23 protein-coding genes and 2 pseudogenes are annotated in these 19,618 nt (G+C 57.9%); 8 read left to right on the forward strand and 17 right to left on the reverse strand.

Annotated elements, in window-relative coordinates; translation table 11 throughout:
- The 7 genes and pseudogenes from ACR3EP_RS00005 to ACR3EP_RS00035 form a co-directional block, all read right to left on the reverse strand.
- Positions 1-181: pseudogene (locus ACR3EP_RS00005) on the reverse strand (DUF3179 domain-containing (seleno)protein); the annotation flags it as partial.
- A complete protein-coding gene (locus ACR3EP_RS00010; protein WP_480635705.1) occupies positions 178-867 on the reverse strand; it encodes a DUF3179 domain-containing (seleno)protein in 690 nt (229 codons plus the stop codon). The gene ACR3EP_RS00010 and the pseudogene ACR3EP_RS00005, both read right to left, overlap by 4 nt.
- 4 nt (positions 868-871) lie before the next feature.
- Positions 872-1,534 (reverse strand): hypothetical protein, encoded by a 663-nt coding sequence (locus ACR3EP_RS00015; RefSeq protein ID WP_480635707.1) that lies wholly within the window; start codon positions 1,532-1,534, stop codon positions 872-874.
- 160 nt (positions 1,535-1,694) lie between these two features.
- The gene (locus ACR3EP_RS00020) at positions 1,695-2,555 is read right to left on the reverse strand and encodes a sulfatase-like hydrolase/transferase (RefSeq protein WP_480635709.1); all 861 of its coding nucleotides are present in this window, start codon (positions 2,553-2,555) and stop codon (positions 1,695-1,697) included.
- A gap of 225 nt (positions 2,556-2,780) precedes the next feature.
- Entirely contained in the window at positions 2,781-3,686 is a 906-nt protein-coding gene (locus tag ACR3EP_RS00025) for a sulfatase-like hydrolase/transferase (RefSeq protein WP_480635710.1), read from the reverse strand.
- Positions 3,687-3,715: 29 nt separating this feature from the next.
- A complete protein-coding gene (locus tag ACR3EP_RS00030) occupies positions 3,716-4,303 on the reverse strand; it encodes a sulfatase-like hydrolase/transferase (RefSeq protein WP_480635712.1) in 588 nt (195 codons plus the stop codon).
- Positions 4,304-4,313: 10 nt separating this feature from the next.
- Complete coding sequence (locus tag ACR3EP_RS00035) at positions 4,314-4,565, reverse strand: hypothetical protein (RefSeq protein ID WP_480635713.1); 252 nt, start codon at positions 4,563-4,565, stop codon at positions 4,314-4,316.
- Between the two features lie 122 nt (positions 4,566-4,687).
- Here ACR3EP_RS00035 and ACR3EP_RS00040 point away from each other — a divergent pair, with 122 nt between their 5' ends.
- Entirely contained in the window at positions 4,688-5,572 is an 885-nt protein-coding gene (locus ACR3EP_RS00040) for a hypothetical protein (protein ID WP_480635715.1), read from the forward strand.
- 461 nt (positions 5,573-6,033) lie between these two features.
- Here the strand turns inward: ACR3EP_RS00040 and ACR3EP_RS00045 are convergent, their stop codons facing one another.
- From ACR3EP_RS00045 to ACR3EP_RS00065, 5 genes are all read right to left on the reverse strand, one after another.
- Positions 6,034-6,501, reverse strand: coding sequence for a cation:dicarboxylate symporter family transporter (locus tag ACR3EP_RS00045; protein ID WP_480635716.1), 468 nt, complete (start codon positions 6,499-6,501; stop codon positions 6,034-6,036).
- Positions 6,447-7,250 carry a cation:dicarboxylate symporter family transporter gene (locus ACR3EP_RS00050; RefSeq protein WP_480635718.1) on the reverse strand — a complete coding sequence of 268 codons (804 nt, stop codon included), beginning with the start codon at positions 7,248-7,250 and terminating at the stop codon, positions 6,447-6,449. The genes ACR3EP_RS00045 and ACR3EP_RS00050 overlap by 55 nt, the downstream gene beginning before the upstream one ends.
- A 141-nt stretch (positions 7,251-7,391) precedes the next feature.
- A complete protein-coding gene (locus tag ACR3EP_RS00055) occupies positions 7,392-7,907 on the reverse strand; it encodes a hypothetical protein (protein ID WP_170350942.1) in 516 nt (171 codons plus the stop codon).
- 38 nt (positions 7,908-7,945) lie between these two features.
- A complete protein-coding gene (locus ACR3EP_RS00060) occupies positions 7,946-8,413 on the reverse strand; it encodes a cysteine hydrolase family protein (RefSeq protein ID WP_170377932.1) in 468 nt (155 codons plus the stop codon).
- 19 nt (positions 8,414-8,432) lie between these two features.
- The gene (locus tag ACR3EP_RS00065) at positions 8,433-8,846 is read right to left on the reverse strand and encodes a VOC family protein (RefSeq protein ID WP_480635720.1); all 414 of its coding nucleotides are present in this window, start codon (positions 8,844-8,846) and stop codon (positions 8,433-8,435) included.
- 183 nt (positions 8,847-9,029) lie between these two features.
- Here ACR3EP_RS00065 and ACR3EP_RS00070 point away from each other — a divergent pair, with 183 nt between their 5' ends.
- From ACR3EP_RS00070 to ACR3EP_RS00100, 7 genes and pseudogenes are all read left to right on the forward strand, one after another.
- Positions 9,030-9,908 carry an efflux RND transporter periplasmic adaptor subunit gene (locus ACR3EP_RS00070; protein ID WP_480635722.1) on the forward strand — a complete coding sequence of 293 codons (879 nt, stop codon included), beginning with the start codon at positions 9,030-9,032 and terminating at the stop codon, positions 9,906-9,908.
- A complete protein-coding gene (locus ACR3EP_RS00075; protein ID WP_480635723.1) occupies positions 9,902-10,129 on the forward strand; it encodes a permuted SH3 domain-containing protein in 228 nt (75 codons plus the stop codon). The genes ACR3EP_RS00070 and ACR3EP_RS00075 overlap by 7 nt, the downstream gene beginning before the upstream one ends.
- An 8-nt stretch (positions 10,130-10,137) precedes the next feature.
- Positions 10,138-10,932: an efflux RND transporter permease subunit gene (locus ACR3EP_RS00080; protein WP_480635724.1), complete on the forward strand. Its 795-nt coding sequence runs from the start codon at positions 10,138-10,140 to the stop codon at positions 10,930-10,932.
- Complete coding sequence (locus tag ACR3EP_RS00085; protein ID WP_480638981.1) at positions 10,892-11,725, forward strand: efflux RND transporter permease subunit; 834 nt, start codon at positions 10,892-10,894, stop codon at positions 11,723-11,725. The genes ACR3EP_RS00080 and ACR3EP_RS00085 overlap by 41 nt, the downstream gene beginning before the upstream one ends.
- Positions 11,725-12,984 carry an efflux RND transporter permease subunit gene (locus ACR3EP_RS00090; protein WP_480635726.1) on the forward strand — a complete coding sequence of 420 codons (1,260 nt, stop codon included), beginning with the start codon at positions 11,725-11,727 and terminating at the stop codon, positions 12,982-12,984. Before ACR3EP_RS00085 ends, ACR3EP_RS00090 begins: the two co-directional genes overlap by 1 nt.
- A gap of 140 nt (positions 12,985-13,124) precedes the next feature.
- Positions 13,125-13,253 carry a hypothetical protein gene (locus ACR3EP_RS00095; RefSeq protein WP_480635727.1) on the forward strand — a complete coding sequence of 43 codons (129 nt, stop codon included), beginning with the start codon at positions 13,125-13,127 and terminating at the stop codon, positions 13,251-13,253.
- Positions 13,254-13,337: 84 nt separating this feature from the next.
- Positions 13,338-15,135: pseudogene (locus ACR3EP_RS00100) on the forward strand (BCCT family transporter).
- Positions 15,136-15,224: 89 nt separating this feature from the next.
- Here the strand turns inward: ACR3EP_RS00100 and ACR3EP_RS00105 are convergent.
- The 5 genes from ACR3EP_RS00105 to ACR3EP_RS00125 all read right to left on the reverse strand — a co-directional run bounded on the left by ACR3EP_RS00105 (position 15,225) and on the right by ACR3EP_RS00125 (position 19,551).
- A complete protein-coding gene (locus ACR3EP_RS00105) occupies positions 15,225-16,199 on the reverse strand; it encodes a sensor histidine kinase (protein ID WP_480635729.1) in 975 nt (324 codons plus the stop codon).
- Positions 16,196-16,873: a response regulator transcription factor gene (locus ACR3EP_RS00110; RefSeq protein ID WP_170552636.1), complete on the reverse strand. Its 678-nt coding sequence runs from the start codon at positions 16,871-16,873 to the stop codon at positions 16,196-16,198. The genes ACR3EP_RS00105 and ACR3EP_RS00110 overlap by 4 nt, the downstream gene beginning before the upstream one ends.
- The gene (locus ACR3EP_RS00115; RefSeq protein ID WP_480635731.1) at positions 16,870-17,982 is read right to left on the reverse strand and encodes a DUF4153 domain-containing protein; all 1,113 of its coding nucleotides are present in this window, start codon (positions 17,980-17,982) and stop codon (positions 16,870-16,872) included. The genes ACR3EP_RS00110 and ACR3EP_RS00115 overlap by 4 nt, the downstream gene beginning before the upstream one ends.
- A 120-nt stretch (positions 17,983-18,102) precedes the next feature.
- Positions 18,103-18,429: a hypothetical protein gene (locus tag ACR3EP_RS00120; protein WP_480635733.1), complete on the reverse strand. Its 327-nt coding sequence runs from the start codon at positions 18,427-18,429 to the stop codon at positions 18,103-18,105.
- A 123-nt stretch (positions 18,430-18,552) separates the two neighbouring features.
- Complete coding sequence (locus ACR3EP_RS00125) at positions 18,553-19,551, reverse strand: helix-turn-helix domain-containing protein (RefSeq protein ID WP_480635735.1); 999 nt, start codon at positions 19,549-19,551, stop codon at positions 18,553-18,555.
- Between the last annotated feature and the right edge of the window lie 67 nt (positions 19,552-19,618).

Here is a 19,618-nt window from a genome sequence, read left to right on the forward strand (position 1 = left end):
CCATCACGGGTGCTTCTTCCTGATGCTGGCGGCCGATGCCCCAGCCAAAGGTGATTTCGGTCACCATGTCCAGCAGCCGCAGCAGAGGATTGGACGAGGGTTTGTTCAGAAAGACTTCGCCGTCGGGAAAGGCCTTTTGGAATCCTCGGAACGTCATCCGGTAGGTCGGCCAGGGCTTCATCTGCGCCTCGGGGCGCAGGGGGCAGGCGAGCCCATCTGCGTTCGGGTCGCGGTCAGCCTCGCGGAAGCCATAGATGTGCTGGATCGGTTCGCCGATTCATTGTCGCGCAGGATCAGGTTGTTGCCGTGCTGGGCCAGCACCTCAAGGTCAGCCGCTTGCCTCGATCCGTGGGGTGTATCCTGGCCGAGGTTGGCCATTGCGCAATAGGTCATCACCACATCTTCACCGCCCAACCCATCGACGTCACCGGCCAGATGAGGTCGCATGATCTGTGCATCCAGGTGCGCGCGGGCATGGCCGTTGTGATCCATCACAATGACCGGCGCGGTTGGGCCGACATATTTGCGGGCCTCGCTGATCGGAAAGAAGGCCGCGTCGTTCAACTGGTTACGCAGGCCCAGATGCACCCAGACAAAAGGGAAGCCGTAAAAGAACAGCACCAGCAACGCAGACAAAGCCCACAACCAGAACGACCCGCCACCCAAAAAGAGAAAGGTCAGCGTGGAGACGGCAAATGCGCCCAACCCGATACCGATCAGGCGGTATTCATGCCGGATGAACCGCACCATATTCTCGCGCTTCACCTTCAACAGCATTTGCGAGATGTCACCCAGATCGCGGAAGTAGACAAAGCCGATCCCAAGCGACACCACTATGCCAAGTGCGAAGATTATGTTTCCAGCCATCGCCTTACCTGCTGTCAGTTGAAAAGGCCGCCCGCGGAAATACTGCGGGCAGTCTAAGCTTATTGTTGTGACGATTGGCGTTTGACCGGGAACGCTTCAACCGCTTGCTGTGTCTCGGGGCGGATGTTGTCGATGCCCTCGTACGGAACACCGTGGCCGGAGGAGTATCCGGGAATTTTCCTTTCGCGCATTGTGGCGCCCGGAATCGAACGAACTCCTGTCCACCCCAGGCACCAACGGTCGACACCGAATACTCCTCACGCGTGTCGCGATATAGGTCGAAAAACTTGGCAACAATCGGGCTTTCACCGGGTCCCGGCAGCTTGAGCTTGAGCTGATCTTTGACGATAGCTTCGGGCTTGGCGACCGAGTAGATGATCACGTGATCCCGGCGTGCTGGATTCATCGGCAAAGAAGTGCGGCCGACTGGTCCACACCATCGACAAGCCGGTCGCGAGATGAACTCTTCCGCACCAGCAAACCGCGCAAACGTTGTGTACATGTCAGAGACATGAACAATGCTGTTCAACAATGCGTCTTCTTCAATCATTCCCGGCCAGCGAATAAAGGCATCAACACGAACACCACCTTCTGTCGTGTCAGCTTTTCCACCGCGGAAGATCATTGGGGTGAACCCTGATTGCGGAGAATACGGTGAAATGGCCATTGTCGCCCATTACGACAATGATGGTGTTCTCAGTTAGCCCAAGCTCGTCCACTTTGGCGAATAGGTCGCAAGCCACTGATCCAGCAACTGCATCTTGTCCACATACAGCCCGCCGTTGGCGCTTGGGTCCGTCACGACCAGCACGCGTGTTATCCGGAGATCATTGGCCAATATTGGAGAAAGAAAGGTTCTTCATCGCCGGCCAAACGCTCAAGTTCAGACAGGGTTTTGTCCTGAAGGCTTGGTTCATCTCATCGTATTTCGCGGCGTTCCAGCGCTCACCCGTTTCCATGCGGATTTCGCGGATCGGGCCGCCGGTTTCCCCTTCGATGACCGTCATCATCGCGGCAGAGTCCGGCCGGAACCAGCCGTCCAGCGTGTATTTGTCGTCATAGTCGCGGATCGCGACCGAGACCTGCTCTTTAATCGCGTCATCATTGAAGATGGTCAGTTGGCCTTGCTGGTGAATGGCATGCTGGGCATAGTCAAACCCCTGGTTCATTGCCCAGCTTTCGGCGATATCGCCCATGTGCCATTTGCCGACATGGCTGGTCGCATAGCCCGCCTGTTTCAAAACTTCGGCCAAGGTGACCTCGGCCCCAGGCAATCCAAACCCGGCAATGTCCACCGTCGTGTCGCCCATACCCATGCGCACCGGCAACCGTCCGGTCATCTGCGCCACGCGGGTCGGCGTGCAGGAAGGTTCGGTGTACATGCGCACCATCCGCATAGCCTGATCCGAAAAGTCGTTGATATTTGGCGTTTCATATCCCCGCACCGCGTTCAGTTCGGGGATGCCCATGTCGCCGAAGCCCATATCATCGATCAGCACGCTGACAATGTTTGGAGGGTTGCCGCCGTTGCGGTCCCTAAACGCGGCCAATGCTTCGTTTACAGCATCATCCTGTGCCCATTGCTCGGCGTGCTGGGCTTGCAGAACGTAAAATTCGGCGTCGTGCTGAATGGGGTTTCCTGCGCCAATGCCGATGTGGCCACAAGACCTGACAAGGTGATTAACCATCCCAGTTTCATTCCTTACTCCCCTTGTATGCAAGATGTTCTCTTGGCCTATGGCTGCCGAGGCATTCTCACATTGAAACATTATGATGTTTATTTCTAAAATTCTACGGTTTACCTCATTGCCAGCTCATGAAGGTTTCGCGCGCCAGTTCCGATTCCGGACGCAGGTTTTCGATCCCTTCATAGGGCAGGCCAGTGCCAATCTCGGAATGCGGGTATTTGGCGATCATTTTCTGATGGCGTTTGACCATGTCCTGAAACGAGGCCCCGGCCCAAAGGGAATACCCCACCAGCGGGTGTTGTTCGCGCGGGTCGCGATAGATGTTGTAGGTCGGTGCGCCAGCGCCAGGTTGTCCGGGGCAGGCAGGTGCATCTTGAACTCTTGCTTGACCACAGACCGTAGGACCGGCCCCTCGTAAACATAGACATAATCGCGCCGTCCGTGGCCTTCGCCGTTCAGCAAAAGGGCGGTCTGGTCGATGCCGTCAATTACACGATCGCGCGGGATATAGTCCGTCGCTCCCGCGATCCTGGCCATGGTGGTGTATATATCAGAGACGTGAAAGATATCGCCGGCTGCACTGTTGGCTTCGACGACGTTGGGCCAGCGGATGAAGGCATCGGTGCGCACACCGCCCTCAAGATGCTGGGTCTTGCCACCGCGATAGATCAACTGGTTCAGGCCTGAGGTGCCCTCGTAGTGATACATCAGGCCATTGTCGGCCATCAGGACGACGATTGTGTTGTCGGCTTCGCCGGTTTCTTCCAGCGCGGCCAGCAGATCACCGATCCAGCCGTCCAGCAATTGAAGCTTGTCCGCGTGAAAGCCCCCGTTGCGTGAAATCGCCTGATCGGGATAGACAAAATTTAGCGGGTATAGCGGCCAGTATTGCAGGAAGAACGGCGCATCTTCAGCTGCAACGCGCTGAAGTTGTTCCAGAGCTTGCTGCTGATAGCGCAGGTTCATGTCTTCGTATTTGTCCTGGGTCCAAACCTCGCCCGCCGCCATGTCGACTTCGCGGGCCACGCCCCCCGCCTCGGCCTCGACACCTGTGACCAGACCGTAGGGTTTGAACCGCGTCCAGAAGGAACTGATTGTTCTGTCCTTCGGGTACATAGCCGAGCATGGCATTGGACCGCATCGCCTCGGGGTCATGAGGCTCAGCTGTACTTGTTGGTGCAGGGGAAGGCGGCCCAGTCGAACCCCTGATTGTGGGGGTAGGATTGTTCGATATCGCCCTGATGCCATTTACCGACATGGGCGGTGTTATAGCCCGCTTGTTTCAGGATTTCAGGGAGAGTGACTTCTGAGGCCGGAAGACCCTCGCCCACCAGCGCCACCTTGACCTCTTCCACCCCGGCTCGCACCGGATGGCGGCCCGTCAGCATTGCCGTGCGTGTGGGTGTGCAGGAGGGTTCTGTATACATTCGCATCAGCGACAGACCCTCGGTTGCCAGCTGGTTGATGTTCGGTGTCTCGATCCCCATGACGTAGTTCATCTTGCGGTCGCCCATCTGACCAAAGCTCACGTCATCAATCAGGATGTAAAGGAAATTGGGTGGTTGGCCGCCATTCGCATCGCGGATTTCGGCAAGCTTGGCGTCAATTTCAACATCCTGTGCGTCCCAGGCAGTGCCGAACTGCGCGCGCAGGTATTCGAACTCACCATCGTGAATGATCGGGGTGTCCTGAGCAATGGCCGGGCTGGCGGTCAGGATCAGCAGGGGCAGAAGGGTACAGAGTTTCATGGTCAACCTTTCACTCATTTGTGCGGTCAGGGGCGTGCAGCCGTTTTTCAATACTGCTTCGCAGGTCCGAGACACTTTCGGCCAGATCCGCGAGGTAACGGGTCTGCGTTCCACCTGCGGATCGCGGGGCAAGCGCCAACTCGCGGAGTACCTCGTGGTAATCGGCGCAGATTTGGTTAAACTCCTTGTCCCGCGCGCGCAAAGCCTGCAATTGATGTGCCGCGCCGGGAAACTGTGCTGCAAAGAAGTCATCATCTGTCATTGTAACGGCATCCGCTGGATTCGCCATTCAAACATGCCTGTCCAAGAATATGTCTTGAACGTATTAAACCGCATGCTACCGTAGCAGAATGCCGCCAAGTCCTTACCTTGAAAGGATAGTTCTTGACTGCCGCAACCGACGATACCACGCAGAGGGATGCAGGATCGTTCCCAAAGGAACAGATCCAGTCGGCGCTTGATCGGGTTCTTGCGTCGAAGGATTTCAAGGGTTCGGCGCGGATGCAGTCATTTCTGACCTATGTCGTGACCGAGGCGCTTGCCGGACGCACGGATGAAATCCGCGCCAAGACGATTGCCATGGACGTCTATGGTTACAGCACCGATGACTTGTCCCGACGCGAAGGGGTCGTGCGTGTCGACGCGGGTCGCGTTCGGCGCAAACTTAAGGCGTATTACGGGGGGCAAGGCGCGTCGGACCCGGTGGTCATCACCTTGCCCGTCGGCAGCTACGCGCCAGAGTTTCGGTCGGGTGCGGCCGAGGTTGGAGGTAAGCGCAACCTGCTGCTGGTCGGAGCGGTAACCGGAGCGGTTCTGCTGGGCCTTGGCGGTTATGTGGCAACCACGCATCTGAGCGGCCGCAATGCGCCACCGACCACCGGCGATCAATCCACGATCTACGATGTTTCTCCGACCCGGGTCGAGGCGATGAACCTGTGTAGCGCTGGTCAGGACCTGATTTTTCCGGTTGTGGATTTACAACGGCTCCGCCCGGCTCTGATGGTGTTTGAAACGGCTATACAGCGGGACCCGCTGTATTACGGCTATGCAGGGCTGCGCAGGTGGAAACCATGCTTGCCATTTTGCAGTTCTACGATCCTGTCGCAGAGGAGTTGCTTGCAGCTGCCGATAAGAATAGTGCCCATGCACTTGAACTGGCCCCGGATGCGCCCTGGGCTTTGTCTGCCAGAGCATGGTCTGAGTTCGCTGCCGGCAATTTCGATCAGGCCGTCAGTCGACTCACAGGGCAACCAAGCTGGCCCCCAATGATCCACATATTGCGGAATTTGACGCCCTGATATCGCTTTATACTTCTGACTTTGAACGCGTACTTTCACAGGCACAGCATTATCAGGCGCTGGCTGAAGATGGTGGTGGGTCGGTTGCCGGAAACGCGCTGGGTGCGGCGCAGTTTCACACCGGCGACTATGCGGGCTCAATCCGAACCTATGAGAATACGATCGCGCGCGGCGGCCCATTCGGGCCAATTTCAACTGCCTATCTGATGGCCGCGCATTGGAAAAACGGTGATCAGGGTGAGGCACGCAGACTGGCCGAATTATACGCCAGGACCTGGCCAAACTTTCCGTTGGAGGCGTTGAAAACCAGGGTATTTGCCGATCCAGGTCCTGTACGGGATCTAACTTCGGCAATGCGCGCCGCCGGTTGGGGTAGTGCAGACTCACAACCGCCGAGTAAACCTGACGGTTGTGGGGTGGGATCAGGACCGCTTAGGCGGCGACCTGCTCCATCGGCAGTTTGCGGGGATAGGGATCGCCTTGCTTGTACGATCCTGCCGCCGTGAACAGCACGTCGGTGGACGAGTTCAGACCGGTTTCCGCCGAGTCCTGAAGAACACCGATAATGAACCCGATGCTGACCACCTGCATGGCCGTTGCGTTGTCGATACCGAACAGGCTGGCGGCCATTGGGATCAGCAACAGAGACCCGCCCGCGACGCCCGACGCGCCGGTGGCTGCAACCGAAGCGATGATGCTTAGGAACAGAGCCGAGAAGAAATCGACCTGAATTCCCATGGTGTGCACGGTCGCCAGTGTCATCACCGTGATGGTGATGGCGGCACCGGCCATGTTGATTGTGGCGCCGATGGGGATGGTGACCGAATAGGTCTCTTCATCCAGATTCATGCGGCGGCACAGCTCCATGTTGACCGGAATATTGGCGGCCGAGCTGCGCATGAAGAACGCGGTGATCCCGGATCCTTCAAGCAGGTGAAGACCAGCGGATAGGGGTTCTTACGAATGCGCAGGAACACGATTAGCGGGTTCACAACCAGCGCCATGAACGCCATGCAGCCAATCAGCAGCAACAGCAGCTGGCTGGCAACCGTTTCAAAGCCGGTTTCAGCAATGGTCGAGGCCACGATGCCAAAAATACCAATGGGTGCAACCCGGATGATTGCAGCCACGATCTTGGTGATCGCGCCATCCAGATCGGACATCAGGGTCTTGGTCGAGTCGCTGGCGTGGCGGAAAACCAGTCCAAGGCCGATGGCCCAGGCGAGAATGCCGATATAGTTGGCCTGCGCCAGCGCGTTCACCGGATTGTCCACGATCTTCAACAGGATGTTCTTGACCACCTCTGCCAGCCCGTCCGGGGCGTCCAAAGCTCGGGCGTGCCGGTCAGGTGCAAAGAGACGGGGAACAGGAAACTTGCGCCCTGCACTAGTGCAGCGGCAAACGTGCCGAGAATGTATAACATCACCACCGGCCCCATGCGGGCCTGGCTGTCTTTCTTGTGGTTGGTGATTGCGGCGCAGACAAGGATCAGCACCAGAACGGGGCAACGGCTTTAGCGCGTCGACAAAGAAATCACCCAGCAGACCGACGGCTGAACCAGCAGCGGGCCAGAGGGTGGCGAGAAGGGCACCGGCTACCAGACCGATGATGATTTGCGTAACCAGGCTACCGCGTAGAATAAAATTCATCGGGACCATCCAGTTTGATTGGGGCCTGACAGGGAATTGTCGCTGTTCAACACGGTTAATTTATAAGATTGCGGCTATATGGGTCTTTTGGATCAATTTAAACATCTGGACTTAAGGAATAGGTCCAGATTGGAAATTTCTTTATTGAGCCGCCGTCTCGCACGGCCTGACTGTGGGTGTTTCCGTGGACACGCGCTGCAGGCTCCAGGTGCAGGTTTGAACAGTTAGGCCTGGCAGGTTTGGCACCTGATCCGAAGCCCAAACACTGGTCACCGAAAAACTGAATGGCGTGTTTGCAGCAGCGGGAAAAAACCGTGCAAGTTCTTTCGACGGGAAAGTGCCGCCGCAGGCTTCGAAATAGCCGCTGACCAAGGTGCCCTCGGGGTTCAGAACAACTGATCCGGTATAAAGCGAGTATTCAGCCCCAAGCTCTTGTTTGTCCGTGTATCGCAGGTCGATGGATATGCGGTCTCCGTCCTGAACGATCCCGGCACTCATGGGGTCGGACCAGCTTGAGGGCACGCCACCCGTGGTGCTGTCACAGGCATAGCGCCCTTCGTATTGGCCGGTCAGTGAAAAGCCTTCTGCATATGCTGCACAAGGGATGGCCACAAAAATGGCAAAGGCTGTTTTTCTTAAAATGGGGTTCGAGGTCACAATAGCTCTCCTCTCTGATGCGGACAGAGATTGCGACGTCACAAAATATCAGAGTGCCTATCAATCACCTGGCCAAAATGATGCTGCCACAGGTCCACGCCCAGCTTACCGCTGCGATCAAGCGAAGACCCAACAACCGTATCGGCAATTATGGTCGGTTGCAGGCCCGCGTCAAATAGGGCGAACCCTGCGGCAAGAACGCAGGTGTCGGCCTGGATGCCACAGACCAGCACACGGTCGACTTTCCAGCTTTGAAATTGTGCGATGACTTCCGGGGGCGGGCTGTAGCCGTATTTCAGGACAATATGATCTGCCTGAACAAGGCTTTCGTCGACAGAACGTGGCTTCCACCCAATTTGTCGAAAAAAGGGAACTTTGTCCTCGTCATGGCGTTCAACGGTAGCGACCGAGGGGAATTTGGTCGCCAACAGACGGCTGCGTTCGACCAGCCAATCAGGCGGGTCAAAGCTGGGTTGGACGTCGACAACCAATACGGCCTGTTTCAATCAATACCTCCGATGCTGGCTAAACCGCTTGATGAACCTCGATGATATTGCCCTCGGGGTCGTAGAAGAACAGTTGGTGCCACTCTTTCGCGAATGCGGTGCCATAGTCCGAATACGGAATGCCGTTGTCATCGAGCAGCTTTTTGAACGCCTCGATATCATCGGTGCGAAACGCGATGTGGCCGCGTTCGACAGGGTTGATAGTCTTACCATGTTTGAACGCGACGTCGAGGTTCTTTTCGGCCAGATGCATCTGTATGGCCCCGTCGGTGGCAAAGCGGATCTTGCCGCTATAGCCCTTGTCGTCGGTCTCATCGGGCCGAGGAAAATTCTCGATCGGGATATCGGCCAACCCCAGAACCTGAGTGTAGAAACGGTGCAACCGCTCAACATCGTCCGAGACAAAGTTGATGTGATGGAATTCAAGTTTCATGAAGGCCCGGCCTTTTGATTGGTGGTTGGCGTCAGAAAATCCCAAGAACCAGCGACAGGCAAGCCCTGTATCAAAGGGATTGATATAGCAGGGAAATGCGTGCGCCGTGACAGTCAGAAAACCGTTGCACCGTGTGGGGGATGCAGGGATAGTGAAGGGATCACAAACTACCGGGGGTCCTTGATGAACCCTACCAAGCTGTTTGTTTGCGCATTGATCCCCCTGTTTCTGCCGGGCCCGGCAGCGGCCCAGTCCGACGCGCCGCCGCCAAGTGTGACCGTCGCGCCGGTGACGTTGGAGGATTTGCAGAAAAAGGCCCAGTTTGTTGGCCGGGTCGTGGCGGATCAAAGCGTCGATCTGCAGGCCCGTGTCGAAGGGTTTCTGGAAGAAGTCAATTTTACCGAAGGCGGGACAGTCGCCAAAGGGGATGTGCTGTTTCGCATCGAAAAGAAGAAATACGCGGCCAGTGTGGACAGCGCACAGGCAGCGCTGAAAAGCGCGCTGGCCAGCGCGCAGACCGACAAAGCGGCGCTGGATCGTCAGCAGGCTCTGTTCGATAAGGGCGATGTCCCACAGGCTGTTTTGGACACGGCATTGGCAACCTATGCCGCAGGGCAGGCTGCGGTGGATGAGGCGAGGGCCGATCTGAAAATCGCGCAGATTGATTTGGATTACACGGAAATCCTCAGTCCCATTGATGGGCGCATCGGATTGTCAGCGGTGGATGCGGGCAATTTGGTAAGCTCCGATACCGGAGTTTTGGCAACGGTTAACAGCGTTGATCCGATGCTGGTGAGTTTTTACATCAGCGAGCCGGTCTTGCTGCAAGAACGCCGCAAAGGGCGCATCACGCCAGACGATATCAAGCTGACCACAAACATCAAACTGGCGGATGGGAAAACCTATGCCTCCACGGGCGAAGTCATATTCGTGGGCGACAGCGTCAGCCAGAACACCGACACGATTGAGCTGCGCGCCAGTTTCGCCAACCCTGACGGCGTGCTGATCCCCGGTCAATTCGTGACCGTGGGTTTGGCCGTTCAGAGGAGCCCAAAGTGCTGACCGTTCCGCGCAACGCTGTGCAGTTCGACAAGCAGGGTTATTTCGTGTTTTCGGTCGACAGTGACGGCAAAACCCACCGGCAGAATATCGAGATCGGCACTCAGACCGCGACCCGCACTCAGGTGGTATCCGGGCTGAGCGAAGGCGACCGTGTGGTGGTACAGGGACTTCAGAAGATACATGACGGGCTGGTCGTGAAAGCAGTAGACAGTCAGGGTTAGGGGCAGGTTTGATCGCACGCTACTTCATCGACAGGCCGCATTTTGCAGCCGTGATTGCGATCCTGATGGTTCTGTTCGGCGCGGTCTGTGTACGCCTGATCCCGATTACCGAATACCCGCATATCACGCCGCCGCAGATCTATGTGGATACGTCTTACCCGGGGGCGGACGCGCAGGTCATTCTTGAATCCGTCGCCACCCCCATCGAAGAGCGTGTGAACGGCATTCCGGGCATGTTATCGCTGTCGTCCAAAAGCTCGAATGACGGCACCTATATGCTGAACGTGTCCTTTGAGCTAGGCACTGACCCCGACGTGGCGGCTGTTGAGGTGCAAAACCGCGTGGCGCTGGCCAGTTCCGAACTGCCCTCGGCCGTATTGCAGCAAGGGGTCGAGGTTACCAAGCGGTCAGGCAACATGATTGTGGTGATCAACCTGACCTCGCCCGATGGATCGCGGGATGAGCTGTTTCTCAGCAATTTCGGTGCTGATTTCCTGCACGACCCGTTGCAGCGATTGCCGGGGGTAGGGACGGTGTCGCAATTCGGTCAGCTGGAATACAGCATGCGGGTCTGGATCAATCCGGTGCGTATGGCCGCGTTGAATATCACCGCGTCCGAGGTTGCCGACGCCATCGAGGATCAGAACGTCATCGCCGCCGCCGGACAGGTCGGGGCTCCGCCATTGCCGAGGGACGAACCGATTTCCAGTTTAAGCTGCGGGCTGAGGGCTGCTGCGCGATGCCGAGGAATTTGGGCGGATCATTGTCGCCTCGAACCCCGACGGGTCAGTCACGCGGCTTGAGGACATCGCTCGGATCGAGCTGGGCGCGGCCACATATTCCGGGTCGACCAAGCTGAACGGCAAGGACTCGGCCACTATCGCCGTCTATCAGGAAAGCGCCGCCAACGCGCTTGAGATTTCAGACTCACTGCGCGCTTTGATGAAGGATCTGTCGGCGAAATTTCCCAAGGGCGTGTCGTATGAGATCACCTATGACGTTACTGACGCGGTGCGTGTTTCGATCCGCGATATCATGACGACGCTGGCCCTGACGGCGGGGCTGGTGATTGCGGTGACCTTTCTGTTTCTGGCCAGCCTGCGTGCAACCATCGTACCGGCCATCGCCATCCCGGTGTCGCTACTGGGTGCTGTGGCGCTGATTTATGCCATCGGGTTCAGCGCCAATATGATCACACTGTTCGCTTTGGTTCTGGCCATTACCCTGGTGGTGGATGACGCGATCATCATCATCGAGAACGCCGAACGTATCCTGCGGGATGAGGGGCTGGACCCGCGTGCGGCGACCCTGAAGGCGATGTCTCAGGTCAACCGGCCGATCGTGGCGACGACCTTTGTTCTGGCAGCCGTGTTCGTGCCGGTGTGCTTCTTTCCGGGCGTGACGGGGACGATCTATTTCCAGTTCGCGCTGACGATCATCTTTGCCTTTGTCCTGTCTGCGGTGAACGCCCTGACGTTGGCACCGGTCTTGTGCGCGATGATGCTGAAAACTGACAGCAGGCCCATCGGTCCGCTGGCGATTGTTCCGGCAGTGATTGTCTGGCTACGGCGCCATACCTGCGCCTTGTGGCGCTGATGCTGCGTTATATGGCGGTGTCGCTGCTGGTGTTTGCCGGGGCCGTCGGCGTGACGGTGTATCTGTTCAAAACTGTGCCCACCGGCCTGATTCCGCAGGAAGACAACGGCGTTCTGATGGCGTCGATGGAACTGCCGGACGGGGCCTCGTTACAGCGCACCCAGGCCTTCATGGCGCAGGTGGGTAAGCTGATCGAACAGACGCCAGGGGTTGCAGCGGTCACAACGGTCTCGGGTCATTCCATGCTGGCCGGGGGGCGTTCGAATGTGGGCATGGCCATTGTTACGCTCACCCCATGGGATCAACGCACCAGTCCGGATTTGCAGTGGTACGCCATCATGCATGGGCTTGAACGACAGCTGGCGACATTGTCAGAGGGGGTCTCATACGTGTTTCCCTTTCCAACCATTCACGGGTTGGGCTCGACGGGGGGTATCTCGGTCCAACTGCTGGATCTGGGCAAAGGCGACGGGGCACAATTGGATGCGGTAATGAACGGCTTTGTAACCGCCCTGAATGCCGCGCCCGAGTTTTCGCGTGCACATGGCGATTTCTCGGCCCAAAGCCCGCAATACAAGCTGTCCATCGACCGAGACCGTGCCGAGACGCTAGGCGTCAGCGTGGCGGATATCTTTACCGCGTTGCAGGCCAATCTTAGCTCGTACTTCGTGGACAACTTCATACTGGACGAGCGCGTCTATTGGGTGGTGATTTCAGCCGATGCCGAATTCCGTCAGACGCTGGATGACGTGGATAACATCTATGTCAAAAACAGCGCCGGAGACTCGCTGCCCGTGCGCAATTTCGTCAGCAGCGAACCGGTCCTCGCACCGGACACGATCCCGCGCTACAACCTGTTCACGGCGGCCTCGGTCAGTGCGCAATTGGCCGAAGGGGTCAGTTCGGGCGACGGAATCATCGCGATGCAGGCGATTGCCGACAAGACGCTGCCTGACGGGTTTCGGATCGACTGGTCGGGTGTCACCCAGCAAGAGGTGAAGGCACAGGGGCTTGTGCCCTTCATCATGCTGTCGGCGCTGGTCTTGGCTTATCTGTTTCTTGTGGTGCTGTATGAAAGCTGGATTCTGCCGCTGTCGATCATCACGTCGGCGGTCTTTGCCCTGTTGGGCGCGTTGATCCCATTGGTGGTATTACCGTTCCTGACCAGCAATATCTTTGCGCAGGTGGGGATGGTGCTGCTAATCGGGTTGGCCGCGAAAAGGCGATCATGGTGGTCGATTTGCCAATCAGCAACGTGAAAGCGGGGCCAGCATTAAGGACGCGGCCTTAAAGGCGGCTGAAATCCGGTTCCGGCCGGTGACGATGACGGGCCTATGTTTCATCGTGGGGTTATGCCTCTGGTTCTGTCCAGCGGGGCGGGGCGGCGGCGCGGGTCTCGGTGGGGTATCCGGTACTGTTTGGCATGATCATGGACAGCACGCTGGGTCTGCTTATGATCCCGGTGCTGTATGCGGCATTTCAGACCGTTCGGGAATGGCTGTCTGGGTTGCGAACTGCCAACGAGTAGTTCCCGCAAGACCTGAAAATTGTTGCAGTCTTCCGGGTTTCTCGGATGCTGAACGGCACGGAAACCGAGGTGGGCCCACGCAAAATGTCGCTGCAAGACCCCTTTACGGATCTTAAAATCGAACGGCAGGACAGCGGGTTTTACAAGGGCTACAACCTGCCGATTGCGCTGGTCAGCAAGATCACGGTCTCGTTGCTGGTGCTATGGGCGTTGGTCTGGCCGCTGAATGCGAATGACACGCTGAGATCGTGGAAATCCGGGCTGCTGAGCGAGTTTAACGTCTTCTACAACCTCTCGGTCGCGTTGTTTGCCTTCTTTCTGTTTGTGGTTGCTCTCCTTCCTGCCACCGGGCGTATGCGGTTGGGGGGTGATGATGAGCGGCCCGAATTCACCAACTTCTCATGGTTTTCGATGATGTTCGGGGCCGGGCTGGGCGTTGGGTTGATGGTGTATGCTACGGCCGAACCGTTGGGCCTGTGGGAATCAAATCCGCTTACCATGTCTGGTGAGGTCGCCCGAAAGCGCCGAGGCGATTCAGGGTGCCTATCGCTATACCTTTCTGCATACAGGTTTCCACGCTTGGGCCATCTACGTGGTGACAGGGTTGAGCTTAGCCTATTACGCCTATACTCGCGACATGCCTCTGACGATCAGAACGGCGCTGACGCCGCTGTTGGGCGAGTATTCCAACGGGGTTGCGGGCCACGTGATCGACATATTGGGCGTGGTGGCGACCATCCTCGGGGTGGCGGTGACCATCGGGTACGGGTGTCGCAGCTTGTCGACGGCGCCTTCCTGATCACCAGTGCGCAGTGGTTGATGGAAGGGGTCATGAAACCCTCGACCGCGGGTCTGATTGCGGCGCTGGCGTTGGTCATGATGATGTCGACCCTTTCGGCAGTGTCCGGCGTGGGGCGAGGGTGAAATACCTTCGAACCTTAATCTGATCCTGTCGCTGATTCTTCTGGCGGTGTTCATTTTCTTTGGCTCGTTTTCTTTGCGATCAGGATCTATGGGCAGGCATTGGTGGACTATATCGTCAATTTTATACCGCTCAGCCTTCAGGCCCATTCCCCGATGTCCCAATCCGCGTATGCCGCAGCCTGCCACCTGAAGCCGCCCCTTCGTGGCCGAGCTGTTTCCCGGCGCTACTGATGCCTGGGACACGCGTGACAGCTTTTTGGCAGGGTTAAGCGGGGACGTGGCCGACCTGCCTGACACGACAAAGCAGGCCGCCTATGATGCAGGTACACCGGGGCGGCTGTTCGGCTGGCAATCGGGCTGGACGACCTTCTATTGGGCGTGGTGGATTGCCTTTTCCCCTTTTGTCGGTCTGTTTCTGGCCCGCATCTCGCGTGGGCGCACAGTGCGCGAATTCATCCTTGGCGCAGTGGTTGCACCGTCTTTGGTTTGTTTTGCCTGGATGACCATTCTGGGCGGCTCGGCCATTGATCTGGAACTGAACGGAGACGCCGATGGCGCCATTCTCGCGGCCTCGACCACGGCGACGCTATTTGTGACGCTCAGCGAGATGATCTCGGGACATCTGCTGGTAATCATCAGTTTTATGTGCGTGGTGCTGACCATGACCTTTCTGGTCACGTCTGCGGATTCCGGCATTCTGGTGATGAACACGATTATGTCCGGCGGGGCCGAGAAAACCGGGGTCATGCACCGTGTTTTGTGGGGCGGGTTGCTGACGCTGGTGATTGGAACGCTGCTGATGGCCGGGGGCGGTGGGCTTGAGGCATTGACCAATTCCATGATCATTGGTGCGCTGCCTTTTAGCGTGGTCTTGTTGCTGATGTGTGTCTCGCTTGCCAAGGCGATGATCAATGATCTGCGGCGTGCGCGCCACGAAGAAAACGAGACTGAAACCTAATCTTATCTGAGCGTGACCTTCAGGGGCGCATCAGATTGGATCGACTAGCACCGTCGAGAAAACTGACTGATCCTGGGAATGATCTGCGCCTATTTGGTCGAGAAACAGATCGAAAAAGCAGCGCCGTCATGTGTCGGTAGTAACGAGATATCCGCACCATGTGCCCGCAGTGTATTGCGCACGATGGACAGCCCCATACCAGTCCCGCCCTGATCGCGTTTGGTGGTAAAGAACGGATCAAATACCCGCGCTGCATTGCCGGAGGAAATTCCTGGCCCATCATCGCTAAACCGCAGGATCACTTCGGTATCGTCTCCTGTTGCCGACAGGGTCACAACCTGCGCGCCATGTTCTTGCGCGTTGCCGAGCAATTGGCGCAACACGACCAGCAAGCCATTGGAACCAATCGGGATAATTAGATCGCCGCCGTCAAAACGCATTTCGAGAGTGGGAAAATCGCGGCACAATGCGTCTTGCACGGCGTTCAGACAGGTCACCCCCTCATGACGCGACTCGCGCGCGCGGGCTACCTGACGCATGGCGTCGATCTGCTGTTCCATCTGCACGCCCGCGCCGGCAATCTGGTCCACCAGCCTCAGGTTTTCAGCCGATAGCGTGTCATCATCGCGCAGTAATTCCGTCGCTACCCTAAGTGTTGCAACAGGCGTCTTCAACTCATGCGTGACATGGTCCGAGAAACTGCGGATAGTGGTTTCACGGTTGCGCAGGGTTTCGGCCATGTCGATGACGCGCTGGGCGGTGGTGCCAAGCTCTTGAGTGCCAAAACGTGAGGGCGGCGAGAGGGGATCGGCGGGGTGCCGAACAACCTGCGTGGCAAAACGTTCCAGCGCAAAAATCGGTCGCAGCAATAGCCGCACCAACAACCAGCCTAGAACAGCCGTGGCCGCCGTGATGATCACCGCCAGCAAAACGGCGGCATTGCGATAGCCCAGTTCCGGTCCCAGATACCGAAACGCAACCAGCCCGGTCAGGGACAACAGCAATGTGCCGCATAGGGCGCCGCCCAGCACGAAGGCAAGGCTGGGGCGCCACTTGCGCCTCATGCCGCGGTGTCCTGAATGCGGATGCCGACACCATGCACAGTTTCGATCACCCCAGTGCAACCGGCCTGCGCCAGCTTACCCCGCAAGTTGCGTAGATGGCTGTCCAGAGTACGGTCCGAGACTTGCGACAACGCCCCCCAGACCGCCTGTATCAGCTGCGCGCGGGTGTGTACCTGACTGGGACGTTCGACCAGCGTGGCCAGCAAAGTGAACTCGGTCGCGGTCAGCGATATGGCGTTTCCGTCCAACCTGCAGACATGCGCGCCTGGGTCCAGCGTGATCCGCCCATGGGTCAAGGTCGGACTGGATCGCGACCTGGATGCACGTTTCAGGATCGCGCGCACCCGCGCCACCAGCTCACGCGGGCTGAAGGGTTTGGTGACATAGTCATCCGCGCCCATTTCCAGGCCCAGTATCCGGTCAATCTCATCATCGCGCGCGGTCAGGAACAGGATTGGAACCTCGGATCGGGCGCGGATGCGGCGGCAGACCTCGAACCCGTCCATCTCGGGCAGGCCAATATCCAGGACGATCAGATCCGGTGCTTCGCGGGCGGCGTGGGTCACGGCCATCTGGCCATCGCTGGCGGCGATCACCTGAAAGCCGGCGCGTTCCAACGCCAGACCAGCCAGATCGCGCAGGCGGGGATCATCGTCAACCAACAGGATTTTCATTGCGCCTCGCCTTTGGAGTTCGCTGTAAGATAGCCATTCACACGTGCAGTGCGAAAGTCCCATTCGCGCCAGTTCGGATGGGTTGGGGCAGGATGCACACAGCTTTGCGCCCAGTCGGGAATGTGCATGATCGGCTGTTTGGCGATCTGGGTAGAAATTGCCTTGGAGGCCGAGTGCCCCAAGCCACACAGATAGATCCAGTCGGTCCGGGTCGCAGTATCCGAATCTGCAGCACGCGACAATGTATCCGCCGCAATCAGCGCAGCGAAATTGATGAACGCACAGATATAGAAGGTTCCCACGCTCAACATAGTGACCCGCAGCATCAACCAGACAGACGAACGCCCCCTTTGCACCTGCCAGGCCACCATGGCCAACCCAATTGCCACCAATCCCATCCAGATCAGCGCGTAGATCCGTAGGTAAGTCAGGCCAAACGCGTCGATATACAAGTCCAACCGGAACGCTGCGGACAAGGTCAGCAAAACGTTCTGCGCCAGCCACACAAGCAACAAGGGTTTCAACGCTGGGCTTTGCCCAAGAAAGGGGCGCGCCGCCAGTGCGAAGGCCCCAGCCAGCAAGGCCGTCATCAGCAGGGGGTAAGCGCCGCGATGGGCATATGTGGCGTGGCTCATACCTTCGGGCAGGGCGGCGGCGCCGAACAGGATCGAGATGTCCATGATGCTCTGCGCCGCCAACATGAGGTTGAACAGAACCAATGCCCTGAAAACCGATCCGGCATTCAATAGGCGTGACATGTTCCAGCTTAGGGTGGGAGCTGCCATAGGCGCATCCGGCGCGGGGGCTGTCAGGAACGGCCAGATCAACAAGGCCAGCCCGCCCCAGAACGCGATCCGGCGGATCAGCACAAACAGGTCGAAATCGACCTTAAGCACTCGGACCAAAGCATGTTCCAACACCGGATTAGCACTGATCAGCAACGCCCCAAGCACGAAGAAGCCACCCAACGGAAAGGCCCAGTTGCGGATGAATACATGAACTATTGAACGGCCGGTTTCGCCATGTGCTACCGGTTTACGGCGCCATCCCCGAACGTGCGTTGCGCATTCCTTCAGGCCGGCAGTCGGAACCCTTTTGATCAGGCGCAAGACTCCACCGGCCAGCCAGGAAAGAGCTTGCGGTATTTGACCTCTGGTGGATTTGCAACACGATCGCGCTGAGCAGCCCCGCGATCAGGAAGGTCACCGACAAAAGCTGGACATGTTCTATCAAGGGCAGGTGGCCAGCATCAACACAACTGCGGGCACCAGTAGTTTTGAGCGGGTGGGCTTTTTCACCCAGACGGCAGCAAAGATGCACCAAGCGAAAAGGGCCAGTGAGAGCCCGGGTTTGTGGCCCCAGAACAGTAGATCGCCCAGCAGAACAAGCAGGATCAGTGCAGTAACCCGCGGAAACCTTCGGACGCCGTCCAGCACGTTTCCCGGGGTCGCAGGCGGGGGCGTTGGGTCAACCGACGTGCCACTTTCACTGGCCAGCCACCAGCCATCATGGGCAAGTGAGCGGGGCACCCCCCGGATTATAAGTTCGTTGGGCATATCAGCCTCCTGCTTGAGTTTCCTCAAGATTGCAGGGGCAGATCGCAGAACCTTTGCAGCAGTTGTGCAGAATTCGTGCAGATTGGCCCGGACCTACGGGCCCGGCAAGGGGTGTCTGGCAGGTTAGTGTAGCGCGCCGTGATCCCTAAGTTCTCCGGCAAATCGGCAGCTGCGAACGGCCTCGGGCGTGGTGGAATACTGCGCCCTGAAAGCCCGCCCCAGGGCAGAAGCTGATGAAAACCCGGTTGCTGTTGAAATCTCAAGCTGTGGCATGTCGGTATAGCGCAGCAAGCTGTAGGCGCGCTCAAGCCGCAGCTCGCGATAGGTGGTCAACAATTTGACACCGGTCTTGTTCAGAAACCGCCGCTGCAATTGACGGGTCGAGGCCCCAAGCGCCTGCGACAGGTCCGAGATTTTCAGCGGGTCTTCGACATTGTTCAGCATCTTGTCGATCACCTGCCGGACCATCGGATCAGCCCCGGACCGTTGGATCAGGCGGTTGGCCAACTGGCTTGCACAGCCGCGTTTTGGTTCGGTAAGGCCAATGTAGCCTCGTAGACTTTCGGCTAGATGTTCACCGTGGTCCAATGCTACGAATTCCGCCAGCAGGCGCAGGGCGCTCAGTTTGGTCGCGGCACTGTGTACCCGCCCATCGGGTGATTTGTGCGTGGGTTTGTGACAGTCGGCAAGCCCGATCTCCTGCGCTGCGGCCGAGAAATTCGGATGGATGGCGGCGAGGGGCTCATCAGTCTTCGCGCTGTGCGCCAGCAGCAGAGCAGCCCCCCCGACCAGAATGGAGCGTGACGCCAGATTCAGTATCTGCGCAACGCGGGTCTTGTCCTGTCTGGCGCAGTGCCAGGGTTTGTGAATGTCGCCCCAAAAAATCGCAGTGCGACCCGCCCAATACAGGGGGTCGCCAGTAAAGGCTTCGGATGTATTCCGAATGGTGACGGCATAGGTGTGATCTTCGACAAGATCATTCAGAGCATGAAAAAACTCGGTAACCATTTCGGCCGAACCTTCGGCCTCGGGATCGTTTAGAAAAACGTCGATACTTCGCAGCCGTTCAGAGGCCGTTCGGGCCAACTGTACGTGGTTGTTGCCGAGGACATAGTGTTTCATTTCTCCTCCCCCTGCCTGATTTGGCTGCGTTGTTTTGGTCGGTGTACCCCCCGCCTTTTGGCGGGGG

The organism is Ruegeria sp. BB10 (assembly GCF_056535725.1).

Bases quoted from the DNA above. Each gene is read 5' to 3' on its own strand.
- ACR3EP_RS00090 (WP_480635726.1), top strand. From the start codon at position 11,725: ATGCTGCGTTATATGGCGGTGTCGCTGCTGGTGTTTGCCGGGGCCGTC.
- ACR3EP_RS00105 (WP_480635729.1), bottom strand. From the start codon at position 16,199: ATGAGGCGCAAGTGGCGCCCCAGCCTTGCCTTCGTGCTGGGCGGCGCC.
- ACR3EP_RS00010 (WP_480635705.1), bottom strand. From the start codon at position 867: ATGGCTGGAAACATAATCTTCGCACTTGGCATAGTGGTGTCGCTTGGG.
- ACR3EP_RS00020 (WP_480635709.1), bottom strand. From the start codon at position 2,555: ATGGTTAATCACCTTGTCAGGTCTTGTGGCCACATCGGCATTGGCGCA.
- ACR3EP_RS00015 (WP_480635707.1), bottom strand. From the start codon at position 1,534: ATGGCCATTTCACCGTATTCTCCGCAATCAGGGTTCACCCCAATGATC.
- ACR3EP_RS00050 (WP_480635718.1), bottom strand. From the start codon at position 7,250: ATGAATTTTATTCTACGCGGTAGCCTGGTTACGCAAATCATCATCGGT.
- ACR3EP_RS00120 (WP_480635733.1), bottom strand. From the start codon at position 18,429: ATGCCCAACGAACTTATAATCCGGGGGGTGCCCCGCTCACTTGCCCAT.
- ACR3EP_RS00045 (WP_480635716.1), bottom strand. From the start codon at position 6,501: ATGCGCAGCTCGGCCGCCAATATTCCGGTCAACATGGAGCTGTGCCGC.
- ACR3EP_RS00110 (WP_170552636.1), bottom strand. From the start codon at position 16,873: ATGAAAATCCTGTTGGTTGACGATGATCCCCGCCTGCGCGATCTGGCT.
- ACR3EP_RS00070 (WP_480635722.1), top strand. From the start codon at position 9,030: ATGAACCCTACCAAGCTGTTTGTTTGCGCATTGATCCCCCTGTTTCTG.
- ACR3EP_RS00125 (WP_480635735.1), bottom strand. From the start codon at position 19,551: ATGAAACACTATGTCCTCGGCAACAACCACGTACAGTTGGCCCGAACG.
- ACR3EP_RS00035 (WP_480635713.1), bottom strand. From the start codon at position 4,565: ATGACAGATGATGACTTCTTTGCAGCACAGTTTCCCGGCGCGGCACAT.
- ACR3EP_RS00025 (WP_480635710.1), bottom strand. From the start codon at position 3,686: ATGCCATGCTCGGCTATGTACCCGAAGGACAGAACAATCAGTTCCTTC.
- ACR3EP_RS00065 (WP_480635720.1), bottom strand. From the start codon at position 8,846: ATGAAACTTGAATTCCATCACATCAACTTTGTCTCGGACGATGTTGAG.
- ACR3EP_RS00030 (WP_480635712.1), bottom strand. From the start codon at position 4,303: ATGAAACTCTGTACCCTTCTGCCCCTGCTGATCCTGACCGCCAGCCCG.